This window comes from Bradyrhizobium sp. BR 10289 (assembly GCF_019455385.1).
Taxonomy (GTDB): domain Bacteria; phylum Pseudomonadota; class Alphaproteobacteria; order Rhizobiales; family Xanthobacteraceae; genus Bradyrhizobium.
In genome coordinates, this window is the sequence record NZ_JACOFR010000003.1 from 121,596 (window position 1) to 135,702 (window position 14,107).

The following is a 14,107-nucleotide window of genomic DNA, read 5'->3' on the forward strand; positions in this document are numbered from 1 at the left end:
GCAGGGACCTGATTCCAGTGCATCCATCACAAGCAATTCAATGGTTTGGCCCGGGGTGACCCTGTAAAGACGTGCCATGCTCACACAAGTTCCCCTGCGTGCGGTGCTTGGCGTCGCGACAACCCTGCTTGCGTCGTCGCTGGCGATCGCGGCCCGTGCCGACGATAGCTCGCCCTGGCAGCGCGACGGGCATTCCGCGGTCCGGTTGCTGGCGGGCTCGCGCAGCGGCGCGGTGCTGCTCGGCGGCATCGCCTTCCAGCTGCAGCCGGGCTGGAAAACCTATTGGCGCATGCCGGGCGATTCCGGCGTCCCGCCGCGATTCGACTTCTCGAAGTCGGACAATGTCGAGGCGGTGACAGTGATGTGGCCGGCGCCGCTGAAATTCGACGACGGCGCGGGCGGCCATTCGATCGGCTATCACGACCAGATCGTGCTACCCTTGCGCATCGTGCCCAAGGCCGCCGACAAGCCGGTGACCTTGCGCGCCGAGATCAATTACGCGGTGTGCGAAAAGCTCTGCATTCCCGTCGAGGCCAATGCCGAGCTCGGCTTCAACAGCGTCGCCTCGACCGAAGACGCCAATTTGCGTGCCGCGCTCGACACCGTGCCCAAGCCCGCCAATATCGGCGATCCCAACCCGCTGACCATCCGCGACGTCAAGCGCGACGGGCCGAAGAACGTGGTGGTCGACGTGGTCGTGCCAGACAGCCGTAACGTCAATCTGTTCGTGGAAGGACCGACGCTCGACTGGGCGCTGCCGATCCCGGAGCCGGTCAAGGAGAGCCCGGCTGGCGTGAGGCGGTTTTCGTTCGAGCTCGATGGGCTGCCGCCGGGCGCCAAGCCCGAGGGAGCGGCGCTGAAGTTCACGCTGGTCGGTCCGGAGAAGTCGTACGAGTTCAATACGAATTTGGAGTGAGGCGAGCTTGCGCGGCAGCCGGGACCGCGCGGAGTGAGCTGTACTGCCCTCGCCTCCAATCCAGCTGTCGGGTATGGGTCCCGGATCTGCGCTGACGCTTGTCCGGGACGACACTGTTGGTTGGAGCCACAGCCCGCCATCCAACCGAATCTTAACGAATGGTTGCTAGTCCAAGGGCGACCGCATCAAGCCTGCCGCAGCGTGCGGATTGCCCTGGGGATTCTTCGTGGCTGTAGTGGATGCAGAACCTGCAACGACCGGACCTGCGGCCCTCATCGCACGGCTGCGCGGGAAGCTTGCGGGCGGCTCGAGCGAAGCGTCGCTGACGCGGCGGCTGGCGGGCACCATCTTCATCATCCGCGTCATCAGCGCAGGCCTTGCCTACGTCTCGCAGGTGCTGCTGGCGCGCTGGATGGGGACGTCCGATTACGGCATCTATGTCTATGTCTGGACCTGGGTGCTGCTGCTCGGCAGCATGATGGATTTCGGAATCTCGGCCTCCGCGCAAAAGATCATTCCGGAGTACCGCAGCAGCGGCGATCAGGCGCTGCTGCGCGGCTTTCTCTCTGGCAGTCGCTGGCTGACCTTTGCCGTCTCCGCGCTGGTCTCACTCGCCCTCGCCGGCCTCGTCAGGTTGCTGTCGCCCTGGGTCGATCCGGCCGAAGAGCTGCCCCTCTATATCGGCTGCATGACGCTGCCGGCCTTCGTCGTCGCCAACACCCAGGATGGTATCGCGCGCTCGCATGACTGGATGCAGCTCGGATTGATGCCGCAATTCATCATTCGCCAGGCGCTGATCATCGGCATCACGGCTATCGCCTTCCTGCTCGGCTATCATCTCGGCGCGGTCGCCGCGATGGTCGCGAGCGCCGGCGCCGTCTGGATCGCGATGACCGGGCAAATGGTCGTGCTGAACCGCAAGCTGGCCGATCACATCGCGCCGGGGGTGAAGGCCTACGACATCAGCGGCTGGCTCGCGGTGTCTCTGCCGATCCTGCTGGTCGAGAGCTTCTACCTGCTGCTCTCCTACACCGACGTGCTGGTGCTGCAGCAGTTCCGTCCGTCCGGCGAGGTCGGCGTGTACTTCGCCGTGGTGAAGACGCTGGCGCTGGTCTCCTTCATCCACTACGCGATGTCGGCAACGACCGCGCACCGCTTTGCCGAATACAACGCGGCCGGCGACAAGGCGCGGCTATCGGCCTATGTCGCATACGCCATCAACTGGACGTTCTGGCCGTCACTGGCGGCGACCATCGTGCTGCTCGCACTGGGCAAGCCGCTGCTCTGGCTGTTCGGGCCGCAATTCACGGTCGGCTACGACATCATGTTCGTCGCCGCGATCGGCCTCGTGGTGCGCTCCGCGATCGGACCCGTCGAGCGGCTGCTCAACATGCTGGGTCAGCAGAAGATCTGCGCGCTCGCCTACGCGCTGGCGTTCGTGATGAACGTCGTGCTCTGCATCGCGCTGGTGCCGCGCTACGGCGGCCATGGCGCGGCGGCGGCGACCTCAATCTCGCTCAGCTTCGAGACCGTGCTGCTGTTCTGGATCGTGCGCCAGCGCCTCGGCCTGCACGTGCTGGCGTTCGGAAGGCGCACCGACTGACGCAGGTCAGCCGTTCTGCAACGCCACGGTCCCGGCATCTGCGACCAGCAGCGCATCCAGCATCTTGCGGCCCGACGTGTCCGCCTGCATCAGCGGATCGGCCTTGAACATCGCCTTGAGATAGCTCGAGACCGCGCGGATCCGCGGCACGAACTGGAGATCGCCGTGGACGTTGATCCAGACGTCGCGCGTCGTCGACATTTTCTCGTGCAGCACCGGAACCAGATCGCTGCGGCCGGCCACTGCGAAGCTCGGCAGCAGCACGAGGCCGATGCCGCCGGCCGCCGCGTTCATCTGCGCGATCATGCTGTTGGAATGGAAGCTGACCGGCGGATTGCGGACGACATCATCGAGCCAGCGCACGGAATCGAGCTGGATCAGATCGTCGATATAGGTCACAAAACTGTGGCGGGCGAGGTCCGCGGGCCGCTCGGGCATGCCTTCACGTGCCAGATAATCCTGCGAACCGTAGAGGCCAAGCTGAAAGCAGCCGAGCCGCTCCGACACCATGCCCTGCCCCGGCGGTCGGAAGAAGCTCAGGAAGAGATCGGCTTCGCGCCGGTTGACCGAGACCGCCTGCGGGGAGGTCAGAAGCTCGACGGTGAGATCGGGATAACGCTGCCGCAGCGGTGCGAAGCGGAACGCGAGATAGAGCGAGGCGATGCCTTCCATGGTCGCAAGCCTGACCCGGCCCGCCATCCGGCTGCCGCCGCGCTGCACGTCCTGATGCATCGCGATGACGGCGCTCTCGATCCGCTCGGCATGGCAGAGCAACCGCTCGCCGGCCTCGTTGACCCGCAACCCCTGCGGCGACCGCTCGAACAATGTCGCACCGAGCGTGCATTCGAGATGCGCGATCCGCCGGCTGATGGTGGATTGGTCGACCCGTAGCCGCTTGGCCGCGCTGGCAAGGCTTCCGCCGCGCACCACGTGAAGGAAGATCTTGAGATCGTCCCAGTCGAGCGAATTGAACTCCTGCATGGCCCCTCCAGACAGCAAGCGCTGTGCCAGCAAGGCACGGTGGGACGGATTGTCGCCCTCTGCAAGCCGTCTTGCAGGATTCTCTGTATCGGGGTGTTGGGGGCGCCATTAGCCTGTCCTGAACCAAGGACAAAGCCATGCTTCCCCGCTTCAAGGCCGCCGCGGTGCACGCCGCGCCGGTGTTTCTCGACCGTTCGGCGACCACAAAAAAGGCAATCTCGCTCATCCGTGAGGCAGCCGCCGCCGGCGCGGAAATCGTGGCCTTTTCCGAGACGTTCATTCCCGCCTTCCCGGTGTGGGCTGCGCTCTGGGCTCCGATCGACAATCACGATCTGTTCGTGCGCATGGCCGACCAGTCGGTGCTGGTCGATGGCCCCGAGATCAAGGCGATCCGCGACGAAGCGCGCGCGCTCGGCATCGTCGTGTCGATCGGCATCAGCGAGAAGTCGCCGGCGAGCGTCGGCGCCATCTGGAATGCCAACCTCCTGATCGGCGAGGACGGCGAGATCCTCAACCACCATCGCAAGCTGGTGCCGACCTTCTACGAGAAACTGATCTGGGCCAGCGGTGACGGCGCGGGCCTGCGCGTCGTCGACACCAAGCTCGGCAGGATCGGGCAGCTGATCTGCGGCGAGAACACCAACCCGTTGGCACGCTATTCGCTGATGGCACAGGGTGAGCAGTTACACATTTCGAGCTGGCCGCCGGTGTGGCCAACGCGCCGGCCGGCCGGCGGCGGCAACTACCACATCGCCGCCGCAACCCGAATCCGTGCCGCCGCGCATTGCTTCGAAGCCAAGGTATTCGGCCTCGTCACCGCGGGCGTGCTCGACAAGGCCGCGCGCGACATGCTGGTGGCGCGTGACTCGTCCACCGCCGCGGTACTGGACGCAACACCCCGCGCGGAAACCTTCTTCCTCGATCCGACCGGGGAGCAGATCGGCGACAGCCTGCGCGACGACGAAGGCATCCTCTACGCCGACATCGACCTCAACCGCTGTGTCGAGCCGAAGCAGTTTCACGACGTCGTCGGCTACTACAACCGTTTTGACATTTTCGATCTCAAGGTCGACCGCCGCCGGCTCAACCCGGTGTCGTTCACCGGGGGCGCCGCGACACAGCCGGACGCGGCAAGCGATCACATCGATGCCGGCCTGTGAGCCTGGCCTGTCTCCAACCATGGAAGGTGAGTCATGAAGTTTGACCGTCGTCAGATCCTGCTCGGAAGCGCCGGCGCCGCCGCCGGTCTGATGCTTCCAACCAGCACAGCATGGGCCCAGACTCCGGCCAGCATCGGCACCTTCCCGGACGGCGTCACCGCGGACTCCGTGTTCGTCGGGCTGACCATTCCGCTCACCGGCGTGTTCTCGGGCGACGGCGGCGACCTCAAGCTCGGCTACGAGCTTGCTATTTCAGAAATCAACGCGGGCAGCGACGCCGCAAAGAAGTGGGGTTTGCAAGGCAAGGGCGTGCTCGGCCGGCAGATCCGCTACAAGGTGTCCGACACCGAAGGCAAGCCCAATCTCGACGTGCAGAGCGCGACGCAATTCATCCAGCGCGACAAGGCGATCATGCTGGCCGGTTCGGTGTCGAGCGCCAGCGCGATCGCGCTGGAAGAACTCGGCTCGCGCGAAAAAGTGCTCTACATGGTCGGCATCGCCGGCTCCAACGACATCACCGGCAAGAACTGCCAGCGCTACGGCTTCCGCTCGCAGCAGAACGCCTACATGGCCGCGAAGGCGCTTGCGCCCGTCGTTGCCAAGGCACTTGGCAAGAGCGCCAAGACTGCGTTCCTGGTGCCCGACTACACCTACGGCCACACGGTGTATGACAGCTTCGCAAAATTCTCCAAGGAGCAGGGCTGGCAGCAGGTCGCCAAGGAAGTGGTCCCGCTCGGCACAACCGACTATTCCTCGGCGCTGCTCAACATCGCCAACAGCGGCGCCGACGTGTTCGTCAACATCGCCTTCGGTGCCGATGCGGTCGCCTCGACCAAGCAGGCCGAGCAGTTCGGCGTTCTGAAGAAGATGAAGCTGGTCGTGCCGAACCTGTCCTCGTTCCAGGACAAGGAGCTCGGCGCCGAGATCATGCAGGGCGTCTATGGGAGTTGCGACTTCTGGTGGACGCTGTCGGACCGTTATCCGCTGGCGAAATCTTTCGTCGACGCCTTCGTCGCGCAGAACAAATATCATCCGCGCTGGGGCGCGCATATCGGCTACATGCAGACCTATCTCTGGGCGCTGACGGTCGAGCGGGTGAAGAGCTTCAACCCGGTCGAAATCATCAAGGCGATGGAGGCCTCGAAGGAGCAACCCTACGAGACCACGATCGGCAAGGTCTATTTCCGCGCCGAGGATCACCAGATGGTGCGTCCGATCCCGATCCTGCGCGGCAAAGCGCCAGCCGACATGAAGGGGCCCGAGGATTATTACGAAATCGTCGACGTCGCCGAGGGCGAAAGCGTGATGAACCCGCCGGACCTGTTCGGCTGCAAGCTCGGCCCCTATACCTGAGCCGCGACCATGCCGAGCTGGCCCGCCCTCGCCTCGCAGGCCTTCAACGGCCTCGCCCTCGGTTCGCTGCTGGCGCTCGTCAGCAGCGGACTGACCATCATTCTGGGCACGCTCGGCGTGCTGAATTTCGCTCACGGCGCGCTGTTCGCCGTGGGCGCTTACGCGGCCTTCGTGCTTCTGCAATACACCCAGTCGTTCCTGGTCGCGATCGTGATCGGCTGCGGCTTCATGCTGGTGCTGGGCTTCCTGCTCGAGCGCGTCATCATCCGCCTGTTCTACGACCGGCCGCATGAGGATCAGATCCTCGTGACCTATGGCGTCGGCATCGTGCTTGTCGAGTGCGTGCGAGCCATCTTCGGCGGCAACGCGCAACGCGTGCCGACGCCGTCATGGGGACAAGGCGCGACCCAGCTCGGCTTCCTGATCTATCCGACCTACCGTCTCCAGCTGATCGCGATCATCGCGATGCTGCTGGCCGGACTTTATCTGGTGCTCTACCGCACCTCGATGGGCCTCGTCGTCCGGGCGGGAATCGAAAATCCGCGCATGGTCGGCATTCTCGGCATCAATCTGCGCCGTACGTTCCTGCTGGTGTTCGCGATCGGCGTCGTCGCGGTCGGGCTTGCCGGGATGCTTTACGCGCCCGTCGTCGCGGTCACGCCCGACATGGGTGCCAACTTCATGGCGCAATCCTTCGTCGTGATCGTGCTCGGCGGCCTCGGCTCGTTTCCGGGCGCGGTGGTCGGCGGCCTGATCGCCGGCGAGATCGTCAGCCTCACCAGCGCGTTCAACTCCTCCTATTCGGAGGTGATGCTCTATGCGCTGATGGCGCTGCTCCTGGTGCTGCGCCCGCAGGGCCTGTTCGGCTCGGAAGGTCGGGTATGAGCAAGGCGCGATCGGGCGGGCCGCAGAGCCACATTCCGGAGCTTGCGATTCTCTGCACGCTGATTGCGGCGCCCGTTCTGCTGCCACATCTCGGCTTCTCGGTCGACATGCTGACGCGCGTGTTGAACTGGGGCCTGTTCGGGCTCGGCTTCGATATCCTGTTCGGCCTCGCCGGCCTCCTGTCGTTCGGCCAGGCGGCGTTCTACGGCGTCGGCGGTTTCGTCACGGCGTATCTGCTGGTGTCGGGAGCACTGACGAGCGTGTGGCTCGCGCTCGTCGCCGGCACGATCGCGGCGGGCGTCTTCGGCCTCGTCGTCGGCTGGCTCGCCGTGCGCCGGATCGGCATCTATTTCACCATGATCACGCTTGCCTTCGGCCAGATGGCCTATTTCATCGAGAATTCGCCGCTGTCTCATTACACCGGCGGCGAGAACGGCATTCCCGGCGTGCCGGTGCCGGTGCTGGGCCTTGGCGGGCACGCCATCAGGATCGGCGCGGGGATGCCGATGTATGTGCTGTTCGCGGTGATCTTCTTCGCTGCTTACGTGCTGGCCCGCCGCATCGCCCGCTCGCCGGTCGGCGCGATCCTGCTCGCGATCAAGGAAAACACGGCGCGCGTCGCCATGCTCGGCCACAACGTGCCGGCCTACAAGCTCACCGCGTTCGTCATCGCCGCGCTCTATGCAGGGCTGGCCGGCGGCCTGCTCGGCTCCTTCCAGAGCTACATGCCGCCGGATGCGTTCTCGCTGGAGACATCGGGCCAGCTCGTGGTCCAGACCATCGTCGGCGGCGCCAACACCCTGATAGGGCCGTTGGTCGGCGCCGCGGTCTGGTTGTGGCTACGCGATAATCTGCAGCTCATTCCCGGCCTCACCACGCTGTGGAAGCTGGTGCTCGGCATCGCCTTCATCGTGCTGGTCGTGGGCCTGCGCCGCGGCATCTGCGGCGAGATCATCCACTGGTGGATGGAGCGCCGGACGCTCGGCTTGCGGCAGGCGGCGGAAGCCGTGACCGAGGCGATCGAAGCGGGCGGGAGCGCCACAAAGACGGCAGCGAGCCGGAATGGCGACGCTACGCTGCCGCTGGCATCGCCCGTCACCGGCGACAGCGCCATTGCGCTTGAAGCGTGCGGACTCGCCCGGCACTATGGCGGCCTGAAGGCCGTCGATGGCGTCTCCTTCAAGGTGCGCTGCGGCTCCATCCATGCCGTGATCGGGCCGAACGGCGCAGGCAAGAGCACGCTGTTCAAGATGTTGCTCGACGAGGTCAGCCCGACCTCGGGCCATGTGCTGCTGTTCGGCGCCCATGTGACCGGCCACGGCGTCAGCCGCGCCGCGCAGTTCGGCATCGCGAAATCGAACCAGTTGAACCAGCTGTTCCCGAACCTCACGGTGCGGAAGAATTTGCGCATTGCCGCGCTTGCGCGCCGCCGCGGCCCACTGCGCATCGACCTGCTGCGTGCCGCGGACAGCCTGCCGGAGGTGGAGGCGCAGATCGATGCCATCGTGGCGCTGCTCGACCTCACCGCACGCGCCGACACGCCGGCGCACATCCTCGCCTATGGCGAGAAACGGCGGCTCGAGATCGGCATGGCGCTGGCAACGAGCCCGAAGGTGCTGCTGCTCGACGAACCGCTTGCCGGCATGAGCCCGTCGGAGCGCGCCGCGACCTGCGCGCTGATCCGCGACATCGCACAGACCTGCACCATCGTGATCGTCGAGCACGACCTCGACGCGATCTTCGGCCTCGCCGAGCGCATCACCGTGCTCTACGAGGGCCGCCTGCTGGCCGACGGCTCCGCCGACGAGATTCGCGGCAACCAGCAGGTCCAGGACGCCTATCTCGGAGGGCTTCACGCACATGAGCCTGCTTGAAGTCGAGCGCATCAACACCCTGTATGGCGATTCCCACGTGCTGTTCGACCTGTCGATCAGGGTCGAGCAAGGCGAGGTCGTGGCACTGCTCGGCCGCAACGGCGCGGGCAAGACCACGACTCTGCGCTCGATCATGGGCGTGCTTGCGCCGAAGAACGGCACGATCCGCCTCGACGGAACGCCGATCAACGGGCTCGCCCCTTCGGCCATCGCCAATATGGGCGTGCAGCTCGTTCCCGAAGAGCGCGCGATCTTTGGCGGGCTGACGGTGGAGGAGAACCTGCGCATCGCGGCCTTGACCGCTCCGAACGCGTGGTCGTTCGAGCGCATCTACGGGGTTTTCCCGCGTTTGAAGGAGCGCCGCAAATCGCTTGGACGGACACTCTCGGGCGGCGAGCAGCAGATGCTGTCCATCGCGCGCGCGCTGATCCGGGACGCCCGCATCATCCTGCTCGACGAGCCGTTCGAGGGGCTGGCGCCGCTGATCGTACGGGACCTCGTCAACATTGCCGCCGGCCTCGCCCGCGAGGGGCGCACCATGATCGTGGTGGAGCAGAACGTCGCGGCGGCGCTCAGCTTCGCCACCCGAGTCTATGGCCTCAACAACGGCCATGTGGTGTTCGAAGGGACCTCGGCCGAGCTCACCGCCAACCCTGACCTGGCACGGGATTTCCTCGGCGTTGGCGCCTGACGCGCATCGTGCGCGGGAGGACAAGCCTCACCACGCACAATGCAGCGAGCCGAACTACTCCGCCGTCCAGCCGCCGTCGATCGACAGGTTGGTGCCGGTGATCTGCGCGGCATCGTCGCCGCACAGGAACAGCGCCAATGCCGCGACTTGCTCGGACGTCACGAACTCTTTCGTCGGCTGCGCGTCGAGCAGCACGTCGTTGATGACCTGCTCGCGGGTGAGGTTGCGCGCCTTCATCGTATCCGGGATCTGCTTCTCGACCAGCGGCGTCCAGACATAGCCGGGGCTGATGCAGTTGCAGGTGATCTTGTGGGTCGCAACCTCGAGCGCCACGGTCTTGGTGAGACCGGCGATGCCGTGCTTGGCCGAGACATAGGCCGACTTGAACGGCGAGGCGACCAGCGAGTGCGCCGAGGCCGTGTTGATGATGCGGCCCCAGCCCTTCTTCTTCATGCCGGGTACGGCGGCGCGAATGGCGTGGAAGGCCGAGGACAAATTGATCGCGATGATCTGGTCCCACTTCTCGACCGGAAACTCCTCGATCGGCGAGACGAACTGGATGCCGGCATTGTTGACGAGGATGTCGACCGAACCGAAGCTCTTCTCGCCGAGCGCGATCATGCCGGCGATCTCGGCCGGCTTGGTCATGTCGGCGGGCGAGTAGACCGCCTTCACGCCGAAATCGGACTCGATCTTGGCGCGTTCCTTCTCGATGTCCTCCGGCGAGCCGAAACCGTTGATGACGACATTGGCGCCGGCGGCCGCGAAGGCGCGCGCATAGGCAAGGCCAATGCCGCTGGTCGAACCTGTGACGACGGCGTTCTTGCCTGACAGAGTACCCATCTTATTCGCTCCTTTTTGGCGGGGGTGCGGTGACGTCCCCCGTGAGATCGTAGGTCACCATGGTCTCGCCGGACTGCGGCCGTTCGAGCCAGTCCTTGTGGCGCATCGACAGATGCACATCGCGCACGCCGCTTTCCCAATGCTCGACCATGGCGACATGCGAGAAGTCGTAGTCCTTGGACGAGGATTCGTAGTTCTTGCTGCGGTAGATCAGGTGCACCACCGTGACGGTGCTCTCACGAGATGCCTTGGCAAGGAATTCGACGGAAGGGTCGTTCTTGAGATAATCGGGCAATTTGGAAATCAGGTCGCGCACCGCCCGGCGGGCGTTGTGGAGCTGCTTGTTCTTGTCGGTGTTCATCCGCGTGCGGCTGGAGAAGCGGATGTCCTTCTCGCGTTCGGTCGCCTCGAGCAGCGAGTTCGGCAGGTCGCCGCGGGCGCTGAACAGGTCGACCTGGAAGATCAGCATGTCGCGATCGAGCTCGGCATCCAGCACATAGTCGAGCGGTGTGTTGGAGGCGATGCCGCCGTCCCAGTAATGCTCGCCGTCGATGACAACGGACGGAAAGCCCGGCGGCAGCGCGCCGGAGGCCATGATGTGCTCGGGGCCGATCTTCTTGCCGAGCTTCTTGAACTCGTAATTGTCGAAATATTTGAAATTGCCCGAGGTGACGCCGACGGCGCCGACGGAGAAGCGCGTCTTGAGGTCGTTGATGCGGTCGAAATCGACCAGCCGCTCCAGCGTCTTCTTCAGCGGGGAGGTGTCGTAATAGCTTTCGGCCTGCGGGCTGCCGGGCGGCCACATCGGCGCGGGCGGCACGCGCGGGACGAAGAAGCCGGGGACGCCGAAGGTCGCGATCAGCGCCGCGCTGGTGGAGTTGAACAGCTCGCGGCTGTGGTCGCTCTTGCCGATCGGCTTCCACGGCACCGGCGCGGAGACCATCTCCCAGAATTCCTTGAGCCGCTTGACGCGGGTGTGGCCCTCATTGCCGGCGATGATGGCGGCGTTGACCGCGCCGATCGAGATGCCGGCGACCCATTCCGGCTCGAAGCCGTAGCCGCACAGCGCCTGAAACGCACCGGCCTGGTACGAGCCGAGCGCGCCGCCGCCCTGAAGAACGAGGACGCGCTGCGCATTCGCGGGGACGCTGGGAGATTCCGGGCTATGATCTGTCATCGGGGAACAATAGCAATGCCGAGCCACCGTGGCGACACCCTGCCGCGGCGTCAATGCATCCCGGGATCAAGTCTGGCTTATCGCTCCGTCGAGGCCAGGATCATGGTCCAGAACACCTTGTACTTGGTGCCCGGAGCATAGCTCGCCGCAATGCCCAATTTTGTGACACCGCCCTTGAGCATGTTAGCCCGGTGCGGAGGCGAGTCGCGCCAGCCGGAAAATGCTTCCGCCAGCGTATGATAGCCGGCCGAAATGTTCTCGACCGCAACCGTCGCGGGATAGCCGCCGGCGGCAAGCCGCTTGGCCAAGGGCGCGCGGACGTCATGGTCCATCTTGTTGGCGGCGGCCATGGCATTGGACTGGGATTCGGCGAGGCGCATCAGATCGGGGTCGACCACGACAGTGCCGAGGCCGTTGTTCTGGCGGTACTGCGAAATCATGATCGCCGCCGCCGGCGCATCGAGCTTGGAGCCCGGGATGGACATGTCGGCATACATCGACGGCTGCTGGACCGGCGGCTCACTGCCGGCGCAGCCGGCGAGCAGCAAAGTGATGAGAATTGCGGCCGCAGCGCGCATGTTGAGTGGCCCCCCAAATGAGGGGCCGTTGTTGCATACCAACCGTGGCTGAAAGGTGAATTTTGAGGAAAATTCGAGCTGTCGGAGGCCGCTCAGGCGCCCGCAAATATCCGGTAGCGGCGGGGATTGAGGCCGATCGTATCGCCGGCGCGCAGTTCCCTGTCGCGGGGGGCGTCGATCTCGATGGTTTCGCCGCCTGACAGGGCGACCTCGGCGCGCTGCACCGGACCGAAATTGCGGACATGCTGGACCGCGCCCTCCAAGGCGCCGCTGCCGGGCGGGCCGACCAGCATGTCATGTCGCCGCACGAATAGTTTTGACGCGCCAGGCGCCAGGCCGTCTGCTGCAAGATTGAGGGGGCGGTCGCCGAGCCTGATGACGCCGCCTTCGACCTGGACCGGCAGCTCGATGGATTCGCCGATGAATCCGTGGACGAAGGCGGTCGCCGGAGTCTCGTAGACGTCGTCAGGTGAGCCGATCTGCTCGATCCTGCCCTTGTCCATCACCACGACGCGGTTGGCTACTTCGAGCGCCTCCTCCTGGTCGTGGGTGACGAAGATCGAGGTGACGTGAATCTCGTGATGCAGCGAGCGCAGCCATTTGCGCAGCTCTTTTCGTACCTTGGCATCGAGCGCGCCGAAGGGCTCGTCCAACAGGAGAATGCGCGGCTCGATCGCGAGCGCGCGGGCGAGCGCGATGCGCTGGCGTTGGCCGCCGGAGAGCTGGCTCGGATAGCGGTCGGCGAGCCAGTCAAGCTGGACGAGATCGAGCAGCTCTTTGACGCGCGCGCGGATCGTCGCCTCGTCTTTGCGAACGGCGCGCGGCTGCACGCGCAGACCAAAGGCGACATTCTCGAACACGCTCATGTGGCGGAACAGCGCGTAATGCTGGAACACGAAGCCGACATGGCGCTCGCGCGCGCCCTGCGCCAGCGCGTCCTCGCCGTTAAAGGAGACCTCGCCCGCGTCCGGCCAGTCGAGGCCGGCGATGATGCGCAGCAGCGTGGTCTTGCCGGAGCCCGAGGGCCCGAGCAGCGCGAGCAACTCGCCGTCATTGACCTTGAGATCGACGCCGTCGAGCGCGGCAAAGCTGCCGAACTTCTTGACGAGATTTTTGACTTCAATTGTCATTGACGTCGTGTCCTTCGTCGAGGTGACGTTCGAGGATGGTCTTCGCAATCAGCGTGATCAGCGCCAGCATCGCGAGCAGCGAGGCGATCGCAAAAGCAGCAACGAACTGGTACTCATTGTAGAGGATCTCGACCAGCAGCGGCATCGTGTTGGTCTCGCCGCGGATGTGGCCGGAGACGACCGAGACCGCGCCGAATTCGCCCATCGCGCGCGCATTGCAGAGCAGGACGCCGTAGAGCACGCCCCATTTGATGTTGGGCAGCGTGACGCGGAAGAAGGTCTGCAGACCCGAGGCGCCGAGCGAGATCGCGGCCTCCTCCTCCTGCGTGCCCTGCTCCTGCATCAGCGGGATCAGCGCGCGCGCCACGAAGGGGAAGGTCACGAAGGTCGTCGCGAGCGCAATGCCGGGTACCGCGAACAGGATCTGGATGTCGTGATCCCTCAGCCAGCCGCCGAAATAGCCCTGCGCGCCGAACAGCAGCACGAAGACGAGGCCTGATATCACCGGGCTCACCGAAAATGGCAAATCGATCAGCGTGATCAGGAAGGTCTTGCCGGGGAATTCGAATTTGGCGATGGCCCATGCGGCGACAAGGCCGAAGACGAGATTGAGGCCGACCGAGATCGCGGCAACCAGCAGCGTCAACCGGATCGCGGACAATGCTTCCGGATCGGCCAGTGCGGCGAAATAGGCAAGGATGCCGCGCGAAAACGCCTGCGCGAATACGACCACCAGCGGCAGCACGACGAAGACCGTGAGGAACAGCACCGCCAGCGTGATGATGGTGATGCGCACCGCACGCGGTTCGGTACGGAGATTGTTCCGCGCGGCCGCCGCATGCGCGCGTGCCTTTGCACGTGCCTCAGCGTCGGAGGCCGAGAGCGAGACGGAATCTGCGATCTGCATCGTCATTGC

Annotated in this window: 13 protein-coding genes; 7 read left to right on the plus strand and 6 right to left on the minus strand. The window is 65.0% G+C overall.

The window, feature by feature from the left end:
* The first annotated feature begins 76 nt into the window (after positions 1 to 76).
* Together HYH08_RS07210 and HYH08_RS07215 are read left to right on the plus strand one after the other, a co-directional pair.
* The gene (locus tag HYH08_RS07210; RefSeq protein ID WP_220009074.1) at positions 77 to 916 is read left to right on the plus strand and encodes a protein-disulfide reductase DsbD domain-containing protein; all 840 of its coding nucleotides are present in this window, start codon (positions 77 to 79) and stop codon (positions 914 to 916) included.
* 226 nt (positions 917 to 1,142) lie between these two features.
* Entirely contained in the window at positions 1,143 to 2,519 is a 1,377-nt protein-coding gene (locus HYH08_RS07215; protein WP_220009075.1) for an oligosaccharide flippase family protein, read from the plus strand.
* Positions 2,520 to 2,525: 6 nt separating this feature from the next.
* On the opposite strand, the gene HYH08_RS07220 is transcribed toward HYH08_RS07215, so the two are convergent.
* A complete protein-coding gene (locus HYH08_RS07220) occupies positions 2,526 to 3,500 on the minus strand; it encodes a LysR family transcriptional regulator (RefSeq protein ID WP_220009076.1) in 975 nt (324 codons plus the stop codon).
* Between the two features lie 137 nt (positions 3,501 to 3,637).
* Here HYH08_RS07220 and HYH08_RS07225 point away from each other — a divergent pair, with 137 nt between their 5' ends.
* From HYH08_RS07225 to HYH08_RS07245, 5 genes are read left to right on the plus strand one after another with little or no spacing between them, the layout of a single operon-like run.
* A complete protein-coding gene (locus HYH08_RS07225) occupies positions 3,638 to 4,660 on the plus strand; it encodes a carbon-nitrogen hydrolase family protein (protein ID WP_220009077.1) in 1,023 nt (340 codons plus the stop codon).
* 33 nt (positions 4,661 to 4,693) lie between these two features.
* Positions 4,694 to 6,013, plus strand: coding sequence for a substrate-binding protein (locus HYH08_RS07230; RefSeq protein ID WP_220009078.1), 1,320 nt, complete (start codon positions 4,694 to 4,696; stop codon positions 6,011 to 6,013).
* 9 nt (positions 6,014 to 6,022) lie between these two features.
* Entirely contained in the window at positions 6,023 to 6,898 is an 876-nt protein-coding gene (locus tag HYH08_RS07235; RefSeq protein ID WP_220009079.1) for a branched-chain amino acid ABC transporter permease, read from the plus strand.
* Entirely contained in the window at positions 6,895 to 8,772 is a 1,878-nt protein-coding gene (locus HYH08_RS07240; protein WP_220009080.1) for a branched-chain amino acid ABC transporter ATP-binding protein/permease, read from the plus strand. Before HYH08_RS07235 ends, HYH08_RS07240 begins: the two co-directional genes overlap by 4 nt.
* Positions 8,759 to 9,463 (plus strand): ABC transporter ATP-binding protein, encoded by a 705-nt coding sequence (locus HYH08_RS07245; protein ID WP_220009081.1) that lies wholly within the window; start codon positions 8,759 to 8,761, stop codon positions 9,461 to 9,463. The genes HYH08_RS07240 and HYH08_RS07245 overlap by 14 nt, the downstream gene beginning before the upstream one ends.
* Positions 9,464 to 9,517: 54 nt before the next feature.
* Here the strand turns inward: HYH08_RS07245 and HYH08_RS07250 are convergent, their stop codons facing one another.
* From HYH08_RS07250 to cysW, 5 genes are all read right to left on the minus strand, one after another.
* Positions 9,518 to 10,306 carry a 3-hydroxybutyrate dehydrogenase gene (locus HYH08_RS07250; RefSeq protein ID WP_063694203.1) on the minus strand — a complete coding sequence of 263 codons (789 nt, stop codon included), beginning with the start codon at positions 10,304 to 10,306 and terminating at the stop codon, positions 9,518 to 9,520.
* A gap of 1 nt (position 10,307) precedes the next feature.
* Entirely contained in the window at positions 10,308 to 11,483 is a 1,176-nt protein-coding gene (locus HYH08_RS07255; protein ID WP_220009082.1) for a DUF3734 domain-containing protein, read from the minus strand.
* 77 nt (positions 11,484 to 11,560) lie between these two features.
* Positions 11,561 to 12,061 (minus strand): CAP domain-containing protein, encoded by a 501-nt coding sequence (locus HYH08_RS07260; protein WP_220009083.1) that lies wholly within the window; start codon positions 12,059 to 12,061, stop codon positions 11,561 to 11,563.
* Positions 12,062 to 12,153: 92 nt separating this feature from the next.
* Complete coding sequence (locus HYH08_RS07265) at positions 12,154 to 13,191, minus strand: sulfate/molybdate ABC transporter ATP-binding protein (RefSeq protein WP_220009084.1); 1,038 nt, start codon at positions 13,189 to 13,191, stop codon at positions 12,154 to 12,156.
* The gene (gene cysW / locus HYH08_RS07270; RefSeq protein ID WP_220009085.1) at positions 13,181 to 14,104 is read right to left on the minus strand and encodes a sulfate ABC transporter permease subunit CysW; all 924 of its coding nucleotides are present in this window, start codon (positions 14,102 to 14,104) and stop codon (positions 13,181 to 13,183) included. Before cysW ends, HYH08_RS07265 begins: the two co-directional genes overlap by 11 nt.
* Positions 14,105 to 14,107 lie beyond the last annotated feature (3 nt).

Coding starts and splice junctions, on each gene's coding strand:
- HYH08_RS07210 (WP_220009074.1), top strand. CDS start 77: ATGCTCACACAAGTTCCCCTGCGTGCGGTGCTTGGCGTCGCGACAACC.
- HYH08_RS07220 (WP_220009076.1), bottom strand. CDS start 3,500: ATGCAGGAGTTCAATTCGCTCGACTGGGACGATCTCAAGATCTTCCTT.
- HYH08_RS07225 (WP_220009077.1), top strand. CDS start 3,638: ATGCTTCCCCGCTTCAAGGCCGCCGCGGTGCACGCCGCGCCGGTGTTT.
- HYH08_RS07230 (WP_220009078.1), top strand. CDS start 4,694: ATGAAGTTTGACCGTCGTCAGATCCTGCTCGGAAGCGCCGGCGCCGCC.
- HYH08_RS07235 (WP_220009079.1), top strand. CDS start 6,023: ATGCCGAGCTGGCCCGCCCTCGCCTCGCAGGCCTTCAACGGCCTCGCC.
- HYH08_RS07240 (WP_220009080.1), top strand. CDS start 6,895: ATGAGCAAGGCGCGATCGGGCGGGCCGCAGAGCCACATTCCGGAGCTT.
- HYH08_RS07245 (WP_220009081.1), top strand. CDS start 8,759: ATGAGCCTGCTTGAAGTCGAGCGCATCAACACCCTGTATGGCGATTCC.
- HYH08_RS07250 (WP_063694203.1), bottom strand. CDS start 10,306: ATGGGTACTCTGTCAGGCAAGAACGCCGTCGTCACAGGTTCGACCAGC.
- HYH08_RS07255 (WP_220009082.1), bottom strand. CDS start 11,483: ATGACAGATCATAGCCCGGAATCTCCCAGCGTCCCCGCGAATGCGCAG.
- HYH08_RS07260 (WP_220009083.1), bottom strand. CDS start 12,061: ATGCGCGCTGCGGCCGCAATTCTCATCACTTTGCTGCTCGCCGGCTGC.
- HYH08_RS07265 (WP_220009084.1), bottom strand. CDS start 13,191: ATGACAATTGAAGTCAAAAATCTCGTCAAGAAGTTCGGCAGCTTTGCC.
- cysW (WP_220009085.1), bottom strand. CDS start 14,104: ATGACGATGCAGATCGCAGATTCCGTCTCGCTCTCGGCCTCCGACGCT.